At 44.0% G+C, this 17506-nt stretch carries 18 protein-coding genes; all 18 read right to left on the reverse strand.

Annotated elements, in window-relative coordinates:
• Positions 1-13 precede the first annotated feature (13 nt).
• The 18 genes from rpmC to BLV86_RS04945 all read right to left on the reverse strand — a co-directional run bounded on the left by rpmC (position 14) and on the right by BLV86_RS04945 (position 17477).
• Positions 14-217 carry a 50S ribosomal protein L29 gene (rpmC, locus tag BLV86_RS04860; RefSeq protein ID WP_029199696.1) on the reverse strand — a complete coding sequence of 68 codons (204 nt, stop codon included), beginning with the start codon at positions 215-217 and terminating at the stop codon, positions 14-16.
• Positions 217-645, reverse strand: coding sequence for a 50S ribosomal protein L16 (gene rplP, locus BLV86_RS04865; protein ID WP_031552135.1), 429 nt, complete (start codon positions 643-645; stop codon positions 217-219). Before rplP ends, rpmC begins: the two co-directional genes overlap by 1 nt.
• Before the next feature lie 2 nt (positions 646-647).
• Positions 648-1310, reverse strand: a complete 663-nt coding sequence (rpsC, locus tag BLV86_RS04870; protein WP_029199698.1) for a 30S ribosomal protein S3 — start codon at positions 1308-1310, stop codon at positions 648-650.
• Between the two features lie 14 nt (positions 1311-1324).
• Positions 1325-1714: a 50S ribosomal protein L22 gene (gene rplV / locus BLV86_RS04875; RefSeq protein WP_029199699.1), complete on the reverse strand. Its 390-nt coding sequence runs from the start codon at positions 1712-1714 to the stop codon at positions 1325-1327.
• A gap of 34 nt (positions 1715-1748) precedes the next feature.
• On the reverse strand, positions 1749-2021 hold the full coding sequence (gene rpsS / locus BLV86_RS04880; RefSeq protein WP_029199700.1) for a 30S ribosomal protein S19: 273 nt from the start codon (positions 2019-2021) through the stop codon (positions 1749-1751).
• Positions 2022-2040: 19 nt separating this feature from the next.
• Positions 2041-2886 carry a 50S ribosomal protein L2 gene (rplB, locus tag BLV86_RS04885; RefSeq protein ID WP_031552133.1) on the reverse strand — a complete coding sequence of 282 codons (846 nt, stop codon included), beginning with the start codon at positions 2884-2886 and terminating at the stop codon, positions 2041-2043.
• A 76-nt stretch (positions 2887-2962) separates the two neighbouring features.
• Positions 2963-3262, reverse strand: a complete 300-nt coding sequence (gene rplW, locus BLV86_RS04890) for a 50S ribosomal protein L23 (protein WP_031552130.1) — start codon at positions 3260-3262, stop codon at positions 2963-2965.
• A complete protein-coding gene (gene rplD, locus BLV86_RS04895) occupies positions 3262-3882 on the reverse strand; it encodes a 50S ribosomal protein L4 (RefSeq protein ID WP_029199703.1) in 621 nt (206 codons plus the stop codon). The genes rplW and rplD overlap by 1 nt, the downstream gene beginning before the upstream one ends.
• Before the next feature lie 25 nt (positions 3883-3907).
• Positions 3908-4537, reverse strand: a complete 630-nt coding sequence (rplC, locus tag BLV86_RS04900) for a 50S ribosomal protein L3 (RefSeq protein ID WP_031552127.1) — start codon at positions 4535-4537, stop codon at positions 3908-3910.
• Between the two features lie 52 nt (positions 4538-4589).
• Positions 4590-4907, reverse strand: coding sequence for a 30S ribosomal protein S10 (rpsJ, locus tag BLV86_RS04905; RefSeq protein WP_029199705.1), 318 nt, complete (start codon positions 4905-4907; stop codon positions 4590-4592).
• Positions 4908-5515: 608 nt separating this feature from the next.
• Entirely contained in the window at positions 5516-6769 is a 1254-nt protein-coding gene (locus tag BLV86_RS04910) for a PspC-like choline-binding domain-containing protein (RefSeq protein WP_090815318.1), read from the reverse strand.
• 206 nt (positions 6770-6975) lie between these two features.
• Positions 6976-7983, reverse strand: a complete 1008-nt coding sequence (locus tag BLV86_RS04915) for a class I SAM-dependent methyltransferase (RefSeq protein ID WP_031552118.1) — start codon at positions 7981-7983, stop codon at positions 6976-6978.
• Positions 7984-7985: 2 nt separating this feature from the next.
• Positions 7986-9179 carry an acyltransferase family protein gene (locus BLV86_RS04920; RefSeq protein ID WP_090815319.1) on the reverse strand — a complete coding sequence of 398 codons (1194 nt, stop codon included), beginning with the start codon at positions 9177-9179 and terminating at the stop codon, positions 7986-7988.
• 112 nt (positions 9180-9291) lie between these two features.
• On the reverse strand, positions 9292-10506 hold the full coding sequence (locus BLV86_RS04925; RefSeq protein ID WP_090815320.1) for a ribose-phosphate pyrophosphokinase: 1215 nt from the start codon (positions 10504-10506) through the stop codon (positions 9292-9294).
• Positions 10507-10670: 164 nt separating this feature from the next.
• A complete protein-coding gene (locus BLV86_RS04930; RefSeq protein WP_090815321.1) occupies positions 10671-11639 on the reverse strand; it encodes an ATP-binding protein in 969 nt (322 codons plus the stop codon).
• Positions 11626-12423, reverse strand: a complete 798-nt coding sequence (locus BLV86_RS04935; protein ID WP_090815322.1) for a DnaD domain-containing protein — start codon at positions 12421-12423, stop codon at positions 11626-11628. The genes BLV86_RS04930 and BLV86_RS04935 overlap by 14 nt, the downstream gene beginning before the upstream one ends.
• 730 nt (positions 12424-13153) lie before the next feature.
• Positions 13154-14554, reverse strand: coding sequence for a UDP-N-acetylmuramate--L-alanine ligase (gene murC, locus BLV86_RS04940; protein WP_031552103.1), 1401 nt, complete (start codon positions 14552-14554; stop codon positions 13154-13156).
• A 229-nt stretch (positions 14555-14783) separates the two neighbouring features.
• Positions 14784-17477, reverse strand: coding sequence for a translation factor GTPase family protein (locus BLV86_RS04945; RefSeq protein ID WP_090815323.1), 2694 nt, complete (start codon positions 17475-17477; stop codon positions 14784-14786).
• Positions 17478-17506: the final 29 nt, after the last annotated feature.

The raw sequence follows: 17506 nt of genomic DNA on the forward strand, positions 1-17506 counted from the left end.
GTGCTCTCCTTTCTCACGCTTTAGCTTTCTCTGTGATAACTGTCTGAATACGCGCGATGTTCTTACGAACCTCTGTTATTCTTGCTGTATTATCAAGCTGATTTGTAGCGTTCTGGAATCTCAGGTTAAAGAGTTCCTTCTTGGCTGAAACAAGGTCAGCATTAAGCTGCTCTGTTGACTTTGCCTTTAACTCATCTAAGTAGGTTTTCTTCTTCATTAGTTATCACCGCCTTCCAGTTCGGCCTTGGAAACGATCTTGCAATTGCAAGGAAGCTTGTGTGACGCAAGTCTAAGAGCCTCTCTTGCAGTCTCCTCAGGTACGCCAGCGATTTCGAACATTACTCTACCTGGCTTAACTACTGCTACCCAATATTCTACAGCACCCTTTCCGGAACCCATTCTGACTCCGAGAGGCTTAGCTGTGATTGGCTTGTCAGGGAAGATCTTGATCCAAACCTGACCACCACGCTTAATGTATCTTGTAAGAGCAACTCTGGCTGCCTCGATCTGGTTTGATCTGATCCAGCAAGGCTCAGTAGCGATGATACCATACTCACCATAAGCAATCTTGTTGCCTCTGGTTGCTTTGCCCTTCATGTTTCCACGAATCTGCTTACGATACTTCGTTCTCTTTGGCATTAACATAATTACTTATCGCTCCCTTCCTTGTTTTTCTTGGCAGGAAGAACCTCTCCCTTGTAAACCCAAACCTTAACACCGAGCTTACCATAAGTTGTGTCTGCCTCTGCAAAACCATAGTCGATGTCAGCTCTTAAAGTCTGAAGAGGAATAGTTCCCTCAGAATAGAACTCACGACGAGCGATATCAGCACCGCCAAGACGTCCACCAACTGATGCCTTGATACCAAGAACACCAGACTTCATGGTTCTCTGCATAGCCTGCTTCATAGCTCTTCTGAAAGATACACGGTTCTCAAGTGACTGAGCGATGTTCTCTGCTACAAGCTGAGCATCACGGTCAGGTCTCTTGATCTCCTTGATATCGATGTTTACGTTCTTTGATGTAAGCTTCTGTACATCTTTTCTAACCTTCTCGATCTCTGCGCCGCCCTTACCGATTACGAATCCAGGCTTTGCTGTAAAGATAACTACACGAACCTTGTCGTTTGCAGCTCTCTCGATCTCGATCTTTGAAACACCTGCAGAATAAAGTCTCTTCTTCAGGAATTTTCTGATATTGTAGTCCTCAACAAGTGTATCGCCAAAGTTCTTCTTGTCAGCATACCACTTGGAATCCCAATCTTTAATAACGCCGACTCTTATGCCGTGCGGATTGACTTTCTGTCCCATTTATATGCCTCCTTTTACTTTCTCTCGTCCAAAACTACTGTAATGTGTGAGTTTCTCTTTAAAATTCTGTAAGCTCTGCCCTGTGCTCTTGGATGAATTCTCTTCATTGTAGGAGCTGCACCTGCATAGCACTCAGCAACATAAAGATTGTCTCTGTTCATGTTGTTGTTGTTCTCTGCATTAGCTGCAGCAGACTCAAGAAGCTTCTTTACTAATGTAGAAGCATATCTAGGGTTGTATGAAACAATACCGAGTGCTTCTTCAAGATTCTTGCCTCTGATGGCATCAAGAACGAAGCATGCCTTCTGAACTGATACTCTTGCATATGAAAGAGTAGCTGAAGGTCTCTTTACAGTATTTGCATTTCTCTCTCTCTTAATCTGAGATCTATGACCTTTTGACATTGTTGAAATGTCCTCCTTTCAAATATGCGTAAGTTTAAGCTCTCTTCTCGTTACCGCTGTGGCCGTGGAAAGTTCTTGTTACAACGAACTCACCAAGCTTGTGGCCAACCATGTCCTCTGTAACATATACAGGAACGTGCTTTCTTCCATCATGTACCGCAATCGTGTGACCAACAAAAGATGGGAAGATTGTGGAACGACGAGACCAAGTCTTGATAACTGACTTGTTTCCGGAAGCGTTCATTGCATCAACTGCCTTCTTAAGTGAAGCATCGATGAATGGTCCTTTTTTAATTGAACGTGCCATATTTTTCTCTCCTCCTCAATTATTTGATGGCTCTACCATCGCGTCTTCTGATAATAAGCTTATTAGAAGCCTTCTTCTTGTTACGTGTCTTAAGTCCAAGTGCTGGCTTGCCCCAAGGAGTGCAAGGACCCGGTCTTCCGACTGGAGCTCTTCCTTCTCCACCACCGTGCGGGTGATCGTTAGGGTTCATAACAGAACCACGAACTGTTGGACGCCATCCCATGTGTCTCTTTCTACCGGCCTTACCGATATTGATGAGGTTGTGATCTCCGTTACCTACAACACCGATTGTTGCACGGCACTCGATAGGAACCATTCTCATCTCGCCTGAAGGAAGTCTAAGTGTTGCATACTTTCCTTCTCTTGCCATAAGCTGTGCAGCATTTCCTGCTGAACGAACCATACGTGCGCCCTTACCAGGAAGGAGCTCGATAGCATGTACGTTTGTACCTACAGGGATCTTTGAAAGAGGAAGGCAGTTACCTACTCTTGCTTCAGCCTCAGGACCGCTCATAACCTTCATGCCGTCTGTAAGACCGTTAGGAGCAAGGATATATGCCTTTGTTCCATCAGCATAAGCGATAAGAGCGATGTTTGCTGTTCTGTTAGGATCATACTCGATTCCGATTACCTTAGCAGGGATACCATCCTTGCTGTTTCTCTTGAAATCGATGATTCTGTATTTCTGTCTGTTTCCGCCACCCTGATGACGAACAGTGATTTTACCCTGATTGTTTCTGCCGGCGTTCTCCTTAACCTTTGAAAGAAGTGATCTCTCAGGAGTCTTCTTTGTGATCTCGGAAAAGTCTGAACCGGTCATGTTTCTTCTCGAAGGTGTATAAGGTTTATATGTCTTTATACCCATGACTTGTTTTCTCCTTTTTTAATGTCACGTATAATAGAGAATTTTTCACGTGACTGTGTCTAATTGTTAATCCTTATCAAAGGCCCTTAAAAATCTCGATATCCTTTGAATCTTCTGTAAGTGTAACGATAGCCTTCTTTGTCTTGGCTGTCTTTCCGAACTTGAGGCCTCTTCTCTTTGTCTTGCCGTCAGCGTTCATTGTGTTAACAGCCTTAACCTTTGTTCCTTCGAACATCTTCTCAACGGCTTCCTTAACCTGAGTCTTTGTTACAAGTGGATTAACAAGGAATGTATACTTCTTGGATGCCATCTCACCCATTGACTTCTCAGTGATAACCGGGCGAAGAATAACGTCATAATACTTAATGTCTGCCATTATGCGTATACCTCCTGAATCTTCTCAACAGCTGCCTTTGTAGCAACTACTGTCTGGTACTTAAGAACGTCATAAACATTGAGCTCGTTTACGCCGGCTGTCTTAACGTCCTGGATATTTCTTGCTGAAAGAATAACATTCTTGTCATTTGAATCAAGAAGAACGAATGCCTTGTTTACCTTGAAGGCATCAAGCATAGCCTGGAAGTTCTTTGTCTTGATCTCTGCAAGCTTGATATCGTCAACAATGATAAGCTTGTTCTCAGCTACTGCGTTAGAAAGTGCAGACTTAAGAGCTGCTCTCTTTTCCTTCTTGTTCATTGTTGTTGTATAATCACGTGGTGTAGGTGCGAATACTACTCCGCCGCCCTTCCACTGCGGTGCTCTGATAGAACCCTGTCTTGCATGTCCTGTGCCCTTCTGTCTCCAAGGCTTTCTTCCGCCTCCTGAAACTTCAGAACGAGTTAATGCTTTCTGTGTACCCTGACGCTTGTTAGCAAGCTGAGCAACAACTGCGAGGTGAAGAAGGTGCTCGTTAACCTCAACTCCGAAAACGGAATCATTGAGATCCATCTTGCCAACTTCCTTACCCTGCATATCAAATACTGATACGTTAGCCATCTATATGTTCCTCCTTTCTTTCGTCTCAGGCCTTTACTGCTTCTTTAACAGTAATAAGTGCCTTCTTAGGTCCCGGTACAGCTCCCTTGATAAGAAGCAGGTTGTTCTCTACATCAACCTTAACGATTGTAAGGTTCTGTGTTGTAACCTTTACAGCGCCCATGTGTGAAGGCATTGCCTTACCAGGAAGTACTCTTGAAGGTGTTGCAGATGTACCGTTAGAACCCTGGTGACGGTGGAACTTGGAACCGTGACCCATAGGTCCTCTGTGCTGACCATACTTTCTGATAGCTGACTCGAATCCCTTACCCTTTGAAATAGCGGTAACGTCTACCTTGTCACCCTCAGCAAAGATGTCTGCCTTAATCTCATCTTTTACATTGTAGTTCTCAGCATCCTCAAATCTGAACTCTCTGAGGAATCTCTTGCAGGAAACGCCAGCCTTATCGAACTGACCCTTCTGAGGCTTGTTAACAAGCTTCTCTCTCTTGTCCTGGAAGCCTACCTGTACTGCTGCGTAACCGTCATTCTCTACTGTCTTAACCTGTGTTACAACACAAGGACCAGCCTGAAGTACAGTTACTGGAATCAACACGCCATCTTCGTTCCAGATCTGTGTCATTCCTACTTTTGTCGCTAAAATAGCTTTCTTCATTGTTTCTCCTTTCTACAGCGGAGTCCGATATCTCAGACTCATTCTAGAATCATTACTTGTTCTTCATTTTGATATCAACGTAAACGCCTGCAGGCATCTCGAGTCTCTGAAGAGCATCCATTGTCTTCTGGTTAGGACTGATTACGTCGATAAGTCTCTTGTGAGTTCTCTGCTCGAACTGCTCACGTGAATCCTTGTACTTATGTACAGCACGAAGGATAGTAACAACTTCCTTCTTTGTTGGAAGTGGTACCGGTCCGGAAACCTGTGAACCTGTCTTCTTGCAGTTCTCCACAATCTTTGCAGCTGATTCGTCCACAAGTGTGTGGTCGTAAGCCTTGAGTGTGATTCTCATTACTTGACTTGCCATAAAAAAAGTCGCCTCCTATCGGTTATTTGACGATAAGTCGGTGACTGTACATTAACTGCATGCGAAACAATCGTGAGATGAAAGTTTCCCTGCATCAAAATCCATTTGCTGTGTAATGGATTAAATTGTAGTACAGTGACCTGCCGTCAGTTTCTAAACTAGACATTCGCTCCATGAAGTTCTCTTATATGCCTTATACTTGGTTGCCGTATCAGCTCTCAGGCGGAACCCGCAGGTTCACTGGATCTTTTCAGATAATGCTGTACGGATCTTGGCTTTCGTCCATATAAGCAATCTTCATTTCATCGCTATCATGTCACAGCGAATACTAAGATAACACACGCTTTTCTATAATTCAAGCGGTAATTTCGAAAAAATGTATAAATTTTAATACATTTTCCACTGAGCCGTGCGTATCCCTATTAATGTACCGCCGGCAGGTTCACACCCTGCCGTGCGTGTCATATATTAACACCGGTGTTCTTTATTTGCAACAACTTTTTTAATCGAGTATGGAAAATACGCCCTACCCGATTCCGCGTGACGGTCTTATCACCAAAAAAGAAACCCGGCAGTGTAACCGGGTTTCTTCTTAAATAAACATTATCTTAATCTATGTCATCAATGTCAGGTGAAGTTGCTTCCAATACTGCAAAGCTTCCTTCGATGTTTTCCTTCAGTGTTCCGTCAGAATTTGTTGAAACCTTGTTGCCGTCTGAATCCTTAAGGTTCTTCTTGTTCTTCTGAACTGCACCGCTGGTTGAAACAACATAATCTTTTCCTTCAACGTTGCATACCATAAACTTGCTGTCGGACTCTGCGCACTGAAGCTTACCATTATAATAGAGGTAACCATCCTTTACGCCTGTAAATCCTCTTCCGTTTGTCTGAGCATAGAATGTTATGCGATCGCCATCAGCTTCTGTCATTGAGAATCTTCCTGTCTTTACAGAGCAGTCAGACTTACTTGAGCCACAGTAATAATAGTGTGTAGTATTATCTGTCTCAGTGCATCCAAGCTGCATTCCGTATACCGGATTTCCTTTTTCGTTGAACAGATACTTTTTGCCGTTTACTGAACATACCTGATATGCATTGCCATTGCCTGCTGCCACATATCCCGAATTCTTGAAATAGAAATATTCAACATCTCCGGTAGCCAGATCCTTATCAAAAGATCCTGAGCCTGATGTCTCAAGTGGACCAACCGTTGTGTACCAGGTTCCTGCAATCTGCTGTCCCTGCTTGAAGTTTCCGTCTGTCTTCTCTGCAAAGTACATATAACCGGCTATCTCAGGTGATGTATCCTTAACCTTGGCCCAGCCGAGCTGCATAACACCGTTCTCATCAAAGCCATACTTAACGCCGTTTATGGTCTTTACAGTTACATCTTCACTCTCAGCAAAATACTTCTGGGAATTACTTGTATTAAAGAAAAACCATGCATAGGATCCTGCAGAATAGTTTACATTATCCGAATAGGAAGATGCAAAATCATCCGGGATAGGAAGATACTTCCATCCTGTCACTGCGGCACCTGAGTTGGGATCGCAATAATACTTATATTCATCGATCCATCCGGTCTGCATAACACCGTTCTCATCAAAGTAATACTTATAACCGTTTACAGTCTGCCAGTTATCCTTACGTAAGGTTCCGTCCTGAGTAGCGTAATACCATATAACAGAGCCGCCATCATTGGCCTTTATCCAGGAATTTGTGACAACTGCTCCTGTATCCTGAACATATACCTGCTCGCCTTTTGAGTTTGTCGTCCATCCTGCTGCCATGACGTTAATGGCAGAAATCGCTGCCAATGCGCCTGTCATTAATGCAAGTTTTGCAATTTTTCTTCTTAACATATAACACCCTCCTGATGATTCTCCAAAAGCTGTCTCTTTAGGAGTCATCAATCTCCAAAAACTTGTCTACTTCACAAGTTATCTTTCCATGATTTAATAATAGCTTTCAGGGATGTTAATTGCAATTTCTATTCCATTAACAATCGGCGTGATTTAATTACGATTATCTTACATCAACAGGTTCCGGGAAGCGCATTTTTCAATGATTATTTCGTATTTCTGACCCACCTTCCGGAGCAGCCGCAGGGAAGTACCAGTCCGTTTTCAGTCACAGGAAGTCCTACTTCCTCCGAATGGATCTCTCCACCGAACCTGTTTTTGATTATAACTCCCAGCATATAACTCATGACCGCCGGCTGAAGTCCGGTGGTGTAGGAATTAATAAGGAAGAAAAGACTCTTATCGGTAAGGAGTTTTGAAGACAGCTCTATGAGCTGATATACTGCATCCTCTATCTTCCATATCTCGCCCTTGGGTCCTCTTCCGTAGGATGGCGGGTCCATAATGATGGCGTCATATTTATTGCCGCGGCGGATCTCTCTTTCAACGAACTTTGTACAGTCATCAACAAGCCATCTGATGGGGGCCTGTGAGAGTCCTGAGGCATCGGCATTCTCCTTTGCCCACTGGACCATACCCTTTGAGGCATCCACATGGGTAACATGTGCGCCTGCTGCTGCGGCTGCCAATGTTGCTCCCCCGGTGTAGGCAAAAAGGTTGAGTACCTTTACAGGCTCTTCCGATCCCTGAGCCTTACGTCTGTTGACTTCACCGAGGATCTCGTTGGAAAACCAGTCCCAGTTTGCGGCCTGCTCCGGGAAAAGTCCCGTATGCTTGAAGGCAAAGGGCTTTAAGTGGAAGGTTAATGTTCTGCTCTTTTCAGGCAGCTTTTCAAGATTCTCGTACACCGGGGCCACAGGTCTGTAGGTTTCTTTATTCTTCTCATCAAAAGTCGAAGGACGTGCCGCAGTTCCTCCCAATATATAAGAGATCTTCCACTGCTTCGGGAGGTCAAAGAACTCCCACTCTCCGCCGCCTCTTTCGGAACGATGATAATGTCCGTTCAGTTTCTTCCAGTTCGGATTTTTAAAAGGGGTCTGCCAGATTACCTGAGGATCCGGTCTCCGAAGGATATACTTACCCCATCTCTCCAGCTTATCTCCGGAACTTGTATCTATAACTTCATAATCTTTCCAATGATCCGCAATAAACATTATCATCTACCTCCACTGAATATCTTCCATATAAAAGGAGTTTTCCTGCTGAGCATTTTTTTCATCAGGTAAGCGGCCGAAACGCAAATGACCGGTGTGACAAAATATAGGAAAAGCCTCAAAGCCTGATCCTCCGCTTTATGGTAACCAACGTTCATGTACTCTAACATATATATACCGATTCTGGCAATCGGATAATGTATGGCATATAAAAAGAAGCTGTTCTTCATGAAATCCCTTGCCGTGGGAAGCCTGAGTGGCAGTATAAACCAGATTCCATAGCAGATAAGGAATCTACGGATCACATTTACCAGCACCTGTCCGCCTGAAGACAGGATGAGGACAAGCCAATGCTTAGGCCACCGGGATATCAGTACCCCCATCATCTTCGATATCTCACCACCGACATATAAATACTGAATAATCCCCATTTTATGAAAATCCACCGGTGCCATAACGAACATCTGCATCCCTACTGTGGTGAAAACCTGGGTGAGCCATGAAGCTGTGATCAAACCCAGTCCGCAGATCATCTTTCCTGTGCTCTGGGTCTCAAAGCTTTCTTTAAACCATCTTGCGGTAAGGGCTCCGAAAAAAAAGTAGTACAGGGCATCTTCATTTATCAATGGGAAGTCCACTCCGTTTACTACCAGAAGGGTATATAAAAGCATTGAACCAAAGGTCAGGATTCTGTTTCTCAACAGAATAAAGAACAGTGGTGCAAGTACCGTCAGCAATATAAGCTGAAAGACATACCAGAACACCGGATTGCAGCTGTATTCAGCCACAGCTCTGTGGAGCCTTGTCAGACTAAATCTTTCCTTCCCCAGAAGCACATATATTATATAGTAGAAAATATTCCATGCACCGTAGGGGATCACAAGTGACATGAAGCGTTTTTTCCATTTATTTCCTATATCCTTAAGGTCTTTGAGTCCCCTGAAAAACAGATAGCCGGAAACCAGGAAAAATCCCGGTACTGCTGCCTGTCCGACAGCATTGGACAAAAAATTCTCAACATGAGCCGGGATTCCCGTCAGGCCCGAAAGATCAATGTTGTTATAATCTGCCGACTGGATCATGGTGAGGAGTATAGTGTTATCATCAGCAAAATTCACCGAATGGATAAGCACTACAAGGATACTCATTATGAATGTATATATGTAAACTTTATTAGAAAAGTAGGTTTTTTCCAAGGTTTCTCCTCTATTAAAAAGGGTCGCCCGGGAATGGGCGACCCTTCATTACTACCGTTAAAGTAAACTCACGGATCATCTGATGCAGGAAAAATCAACATTAACCATCAGATCAGAGGGGAAGCTCCATCTGTTTATTTACACCTGCACGATGCTCTTTATATGCTGCAACCTTCTGATTGATTCTTGTTGAAGTGTCAAGAATCGTTGATATGGACATATCATGATTGAGGCTGTCAATGATAAGCGCGATATACTTTGCCATATCTACGCTGTGGTACCATGGCTTTGTGAGAAGCTCAGGCTGCTGATAAATAAGGTTTGTAGTATAAACACCATTTAAAGTGCCGCTTGCATAGGCCTGATCAAACTTGTTGAAGCCTGAAGTAAAGAGTCCGAAGGTACAGCATGCAAATACACGCCTTGCCTTTCTCTCTTTAAGCTCCTTGGCTGTATCGATCAATGATTCACCGGAGGAGATCATATCGTCTATGATGAATACATCCTTGCCTTCAACATTGGTTCCAAGGAACTCGTGGGCAACTATTGGATTACGTCCGTTGACTACCTGAGCGTAATCACGACGCTTATAGAACATACCCATGTCGATTCCCAGAACGTTAGCATAGTAGATAGCTCTGCTCATTCCGCCTTCATCCGGGGAAATGATCATCATATGATCCTTGTCGATGTCAAGATCATCTATACTGTTAAGTATGGATTTTATAAACTGGTAAGAGCAGGAAATGTTATCGAAGCTGTCTCTGGGGATAGCATTCATTACTCTTGGATCATGTGCATCGAAGGTCAGGAAGTTCTCAACTCCCATCTCATGGAGCTCCTGGAGCATGATAGCACAATCAAGGGACTCACGTCCGTTACGCTTATGCTGACGTGACTCATACATAAACGGCATGATAACATTGATCCTCTTTGCCTTTCCTGTAGTGGCAGCTATCACTCTCTTAAGATCAGCATAATGATCGTCCGGTGACATATGATTTATCTGACCGAAAAGACTGTAGGTCTGAGAAAAATTCATAACATCTACCATAAGGTAAAGGTCAACACCTCTGACAGTCTCCAAAACATTGGCTTTTCCCTCACCTGAGCCAAATCTTGAAACCTTTGACTTAACAATGTAACTATCCTTCTGATATCCGCTGAAAGCAATGGTTTCCTTATGCTCACTCTCACGCTGTGCACGCCATCTTGATAAGTAGCCATCAACAGCCCGTCCAAGCGGCATGATGGAATCAAGCGGCATAAGTGCAAGCGGTCCAACAGGAATACGCTCAATAAACTCTGAAGTTCTGGAATCTGGCATTTCTTTTCTCCTCCTAATGAGAACTGTCCCTTAACAAACCTTCAAAAACATGCAAACACCATCCATGTTAACACATGTCTTTAATATATGTCGGCAAATTATGGATTTTTATACATAATCTCACACATAAACATTAGATAAATTACTTCATGTATCGAAAGCTGTCAATACAGTCTTTGGTCATTACCGTACAGCGGAATGATCAAATAGTCGGAAATTATGCGGGAAGATACCCTTTCCGAGTACGAATCCCTTATGGTATTGAGGCTAAGATTGGTAGAAATGATGACAGATTTACGAAAAACCATGCGATGATTTAGTACATAAAACAGTTTTGAAGAAGTATAGCTGTTATTTAATTCTGTACCAAGATCATCTATGACCAGAAGGTCGCAATTAAGGATTGCTTCCTGCATATCCTGCTGTTCTTCATCATCACCCTTCATAGCTTTGGAAAAGCTGTCGAAAAGATCCGTGCTTGTCAGATATATCACTGAATGGAAGCTGTCCATAAGGGCTTTTGCCACACAGTTTATGAGGAAGGTCTTTCCGGTTCCGGTATTTCCCGTAAACATCAGGTTTCCATGATTTTTGTCGAAATCCTCCACCCACTGAAGAAGAAGCTTTCTGTTCTCCGCCATATATTCCCGGTTGGTTTTTCCGTCAGCAAGGATAGGAACTCTGTCGTCATATCTGTTAAGATCGAAATAGTCAAAATTCTGGGTTTTAACTATCTGATCTATATTGGACTGCTGATAGAGATATTTCATCTGCATCTCTATAAAACAGTGACACTTCTTACCGTTTATAAATCCTGTATCTTTACAATCCGGACATACATACTGCATTTCCAGATAGTCTGCCGGATATCCATGCTTTATCAGCACTTCCTTTTTTCTATTTGACGCATCGCTTATGAGAGATTTCAAAACAGCGATTTTTTCTTTCTGACCGTCTCTCATAAGATGAAAGGTCTTTATAGACTCCGAACGTACAAAATCTTCCAGAGTCTTAAGCTCCGGAAGTTTTTCGTACGCGGTACGGCGACGGATTTCAAGTTCTCTGTTGCTTTCCATCCGCCGATCGTCATAAACCCGCATTATTTTGTTGTACTGTACATTAGTTAGTGACATTCTTCATCCTGTTAAGTGTTCTTAAATTTACTATACTGTCGTAATCAACCTCTCGCTGTTCAAGATTGATAAACTTGTTGGCTTTTCCTGAGGATTTTGATGCAGCTCTCGAGGTCTGCTTCTTGTTCTTACTTTCCTCTATGGATTTTACAAGTTCTGTTGCCTGGGCTACCGTTGCAACCCCCTGCTCATGCCAGTTCATGGCAACAGCCTGCATATACTGATATGTAGTCTTTTTGGCACTTGCACAGTACTCAATAAGAAATTCTATAACATCTGAAGACATCTTCAGCTCTTTATACATAAACTTCAAAGCTCCAACCTGGCGAACACTCGGCAGTGAAGGAAGCATCTGTCTCGCAAAATATAAGATGCTGTTGAACTCTTCATCAGTCTCTACATCATCAACCGTGCCCTGAAGAGTCTCTATCTTTTCTTCTGCTTCCAAAAAATCTTCCTCGGTTATGGCAGCCTTTTTAACTTTCCTTCTTCTTACAATTCTATGCTCTGCCTCTTCCTCCATGTCCTGATCCTGAATGGATCCTGAAGAACTTTCAAATACCCCCTGCTTTTCCCAATATCTCAACGCACGCTCAATATCCTTATCGGTGAGATTCAGAGCATCTGCAGCCTGCTCCTTTGAGAACTGCTCTCCTCTGTGTCTAAGCATAAACAAATAAACTTTTATGTAATCTCCGTTTGCAGTTCCAAGATACTTATCCAGAAAATCATCCGATATGCATGTTACATGAACTGCAAGATTATCTACTATACTCGTGCCCATCTCATTAACCCCCAAATGTAAATGAAGAGTATTATGGATCTGATAATGCAGCCATCTTCCCTACTGCCCGGCTGCGATCTCACGTTTCTCCCCTTCGGTGAACTGATATTAGCATACTAAAATTAGTGCTTCAATAAGCCTAGTCCACAACTTTATCCACCAAAATTGTCCACATTGGTGTGGATAATGTGCACTACCAAAAAGTCAAGCATCCACTAATTTTTTTATTTTGTTTATAACCTCATTGTGATGTGCAAAATTAGGGCCTCTTCAAATGTCAATCCCCATAAAAGATGTATTTATTAAATACAATCAAGGGATAATCGGGGGTTATCCACATTTTGGCGGTGGATTTCCGTGTTTTTGTGTGGAATAAAAATTATTTTCATTTTTAAGTCATCTTATTTGGGCTTTCGAATGGTCATTTTTATATTAAATTTTAAGCATTTTTACCATTTTATAATTGATTTTGATGTAATTTTGGTTGATTTTGACCATTTTGTGGAATTATTTATTATTTTTATAAGTCGATTGATTTTTACTTTTGTTAGAAAGTTATTTTCATATCAATTTAATAGATTTTATAAGTGCCTATATGTTTCGACCGAACAGTGAAAGAGCCCCGGGGACAGCAAGACCAGCAGGGACGGTTCTCGCCGGAGAGAACCGTCCCCGATGGTATGGAAAAAGACCCGCGCCGGTATCGGCGCAGGTCTTCATTAATATACTATCACTTCTCTATAACAGCACCCGGCAGTTTCAGGAGGTCTTCTCCAACCTCATAGATATTGCCGGCACCCATGGTTATGAGCACATCTCCTTCCTTAACTCTTTCAAGGAGGAATTTCTCGATGTCTTCAAATTCAGGGATGTAATAAACATTGGTGTTCTGCTCAAGCATATGCTTTCTGAGATCATCAGAACTTATACCTATGGTATTCTTCTCTCTTGCGGCGTAGATGTCAGCAAGCACTATCTCATCCGCCTGGCTGAGGGCTCCGGCAAAATCATCAAGAAGTGCCGCTGTCCTGCTGTAGGTGTGAGGCTGGAAGGCAATCCAGAGCTTTCTGTGAGGATATTTCTTTGCTGCCTCTATGGTTGCGGCTATCTCCTGAGGATGATGGGCATAGTCATCGATTATTGTGAAACCGTTGACTGTTCCCTTTTTCTGGAAACGGCGGTCTGTACCTGTGAAGCGCTTAAGACCTCTTAAGATGGCATCCATTTCGATACCAAGCTCACGGCATACAGCTATGGCAGCCATGGAATTGTAGATATTGTGCTCTCCAGTAACCCCGAGTTCCACCTTTGCGATCTCTTCTCCCTTATAGAATAAGGTATAGGTAGGATGGGCAAGCTTGTCATAGCTTATGAAATTGGCTGTGTAATCAGAACTCTTGTCATGTCCGTAGGTGATGATTTTACACTTAAGTCCCTCGGTAAAATAATCAAAATGTTTAATGTCAGAATTTATGACCAGAAGTCCGTCCTCGGGAAGCTTTTCCGCAAAGAGCCTGAAGCTGTGTCTTATATCATCGATATCCTTGAAGAAGTCGAGGTGGTCGGCTTCAACATTGAGAATGATCTCAATAGTCGGGAAGAAGGAAAGGAATGAATTTGTATATTCACAAGCCTCAACAACGAAGGTATCCTGTCCTCCGACTCTGATGTTGCCTCCTATATCCTTGAGGATGCCGCCTACAGTAACTGTAGGATCCACATCTGCCTCCAGAAGAATATCAGTGATCATGGAAGTGGTGGTGGTTTTACCGTGGGTTCCCGAGACATTGATAGCCTGCTTGAAATTACGCATGAGCTCACCGAGAAGCTGGGCTCTTGTGAGCATGGGTATGCCTGCCTCTACGGCTGCCGCAAACTCAGGATTGTCCGGATGAATGGCTGCTGTATAAACCACAACATCGATATCCTTTGTTATGTTCTCAGCCTTCTGGGGATAATTTACTACAGCGCCTTCTGACACAAGCTTCTTTGTAAGCTCTGATTCCTTGCTGTCAGATCCGGAAATAGTAAAATGTCTTGAAAGCAGGATCTCCGCGAGACCGCTCATGGAGATACCGCCTATTCCTATAAAGTGTACATGTACAGGTTTGTCAAATTTTATCTGATACATTTAAATACCTTCTTATCTTAAGCGCAAACGGGCGATGCCTGTTACGCTGTCATATGTGTCCGATTTAACTCAGAGATTATATCATCGTGCCAATGTTTGTGCAAGTGAGGCTGATACCAGACCGGTGAGCATCCACTTAATAATAAAGAAAAAGCTTAGTCTTAACGCGAGTGGAACAGAGCCTGCCGAACATTTACAGCATTGGTGCCGGACCTTCCTGGTTTAAATATCAATCATCATTCTGTGGGATTTGCAGTCTGGTACCAATGCGGCTTTCCATGGAGGACTCATTCAAATGCTCTTTCCGCACTGTATTCACCACCCTGTCCACCTCATCCCTAAGGTTCCGGGCGCTGAGGAGCACCGCTCCCGCTCCCCAGGTTATGACCTGGACCACCTTGTCGGAGGTTGCAACGGTAACCGAATACTGCTTCTTAAGCTCATGAGTCTCTTCTTCAATATATTCGTCGGCGGTCATGGCTTCTCTTGTAAATACCACATAGATATTGTGATACCTGGTCTGTTCCACCTGATGACCCTGTACCCGGTAAGCATCGAAAACGACTATTACTTCTTTTCCGGTGTAGCCGGCATAGTTTGACAGTATATCCTGAAGCTTGCCTCTCGCGGCATCAAGATTGGACTTTGCGAGTTCATTGAGCTCGTCCCAGGCAAATATGATGTTGTAGCCGTCCACCAGAAGATATTCCTTTTTCTTTTCCGGAGTCTTCTGGTCTCTACGGTTTGCTGCCTTGTTTTCTTCCTTTTCCTTGGCTCTTATGGTACGGGCGCTTGAGATATTTACTTCCTTAGCACGGTTTTTGATGGGGCCGAAGGTCCTGATAAATATATCCTCAAGCTCCTGATCCCCGATGTAGTGTCCACCGGTTTTGTACTTCCCGCTGTCAGCCTTTGCCTCCGCACTTCTCTGAAGCTTCGCAACATCCGCCTCGAAATCTCTCTTCTCAACTTCACCCTCCAGCTTCAAAGGTGACTCCACATGCATGTAGCTTTCCACCTGGTCGAAGGGCACTATGAAACCGGAACCGTGGGCACAGAATACAGATGAACTTGGGTTCAGAATGTCTTCCTCCGGGTTATAACCTCTCTTCTCTATAACTTCTTCCGCATTATGGCACCTGTCATAGCCGCTGAACCGGAGGAACAGATGGCCTCTTCCTTTGGTATAGACCATTACCTCCTTATGATAATCCCTCATGGCCGAAACAGGAGCCGTACCTGTGATAGTTGAGGTTTCACCGTTTATCTCAGGTGGATCGAAATGCCCATTCATATTGGAGAGATCCGTCATGGCTCTGCCCACATACTCCTGAGGAAGTTCCAGCGTAAAGGCATAGTAGGGTTCCAGAAGAACATTGACCGCCTTCATAAGTCCCTGTCTCACTGCTCTGTAGGTAGCCTCTCTGAAATCACCGCCTTCTGTGTGCTTAAGGTGAGCCTTTCCTGCAACCAGTGTGAATCTGATGTCTGTTACGGGACTTCCGGTAAGCACTCCCACATGTTCCTTTTCCCGAAGATGAGTCAGCACAAGTCTCTGCCAGTTGATGGCAAGGTCATCCGTTTTGCAATCGGACCTGAACCTGAGTCCGCTTCCTCTGGGGAGAGGCTCAATCAGGATATGAGCTTCGGCATAATGTCTCAGCGGCTCAAAGTGTCCCACACCCTCCACAGCATCGTCTATGGTCTCAAGGTAAAGTATCCGGCTTTCTCCGAACTGAAGCTCTACTCCCAGACGTTCCTTCACAACTCTTTTAATGATTTCTATCTGCACTTCGCCCATGAGATGGACGTGTATTTCTTTCAGGTTTTTATCCCAGCTGATATGAAGCTCCGGAAATTCATCCGCCAGCGTATCAAGCTTTCTGTATAATTCAAGGTCATCAACATCCGGGGATTCCACCTTATAGTCCAGCACCGGCTTTAGCGATGGATCCTTTCCTTTGGGTTCGCAGCCCACAGAATCCCCGGTCTTAAGCCCTGAGATTCCGAGGAGTGTGCAGACCATGCCTGCCTCCGCGGTGTCAGCATTAACATACTTCTCACCACTGTAGATACGGATCTCCGAAACCTTCTCTCCGGGCAGGAGTTCGTCTCTTACTTTAATCTCTCCTCCGGTAATCTTTATATAGGTAAGTCTTCGGTCGGAGTCATCCTTTGCGATCTTGAAAACTTTGCCGCCAAGGACGCTTGGATACATGGGAATCTCCGTAAATGTATGGATACCTTCGAGAAATTCCTTCACTCCGAAGTTCTTAAGGGCGGAACCGAAATATACGGGAAACAGCTTTCTGTCCCAGATAAGGTTTCTCACATCCTTTGGATCAAGCTCGCCTTTTTCGAGATACTTCTCCATGATCCGGTCATCGCACATGGCAATGTTTTCCTTCAGCTCCTCCGACATGGAATACTTTCCGGCCTCGGTAAAATCCACCGCGGCCGCTCCGAAATGCTTTTTGAGATCCTCAAAAAGCCTATCCTTGTCGGTTCCCGGCTGGTCCATTTTGTTCACAAAGATAAAGACCGGAACGCCGTATCTTTGAAGGAGCTTCCACAGGGTCTCGGTATGCCCCTGGACTCCGTCGGCTCCGTTAACTACAAGAATTGCATAGTCAAGGACAGAAAGAGTCTTCTCCATTTCCGCCGAAAAATCCACATGCCCCGGGGTATCCAGAAGGGATACCGTTATGTCCCGGAGGTCAAAGGTTGCCATCTTGGAAAAGATGGTGATGCCTCTTTCCTTTTCCATGTGGTCGGTATCGAGGTAAGCATTACCGTTATCAACCCGTCCGAGGTTTCTGATCTTTCCGGTCTCGAAAAGGATACTTTCGGACAATGTTGTCTTTCCGGCATCTACATGAGCCAGAATTCCTATTACCAGATGTTTTTTTTGCTGTTTCTCCAAAAGCTGATCCTCCGTAACGACCTGTTTCT

It is taken from the genome of Oribacterium sp. KHPX15 (assembly GCF_900107835.1).
Classification (GTDB): Bacteria; Bacillota; Clostridia; order Lachnospirales; family Lachnospiraceae; genus Oribacterium.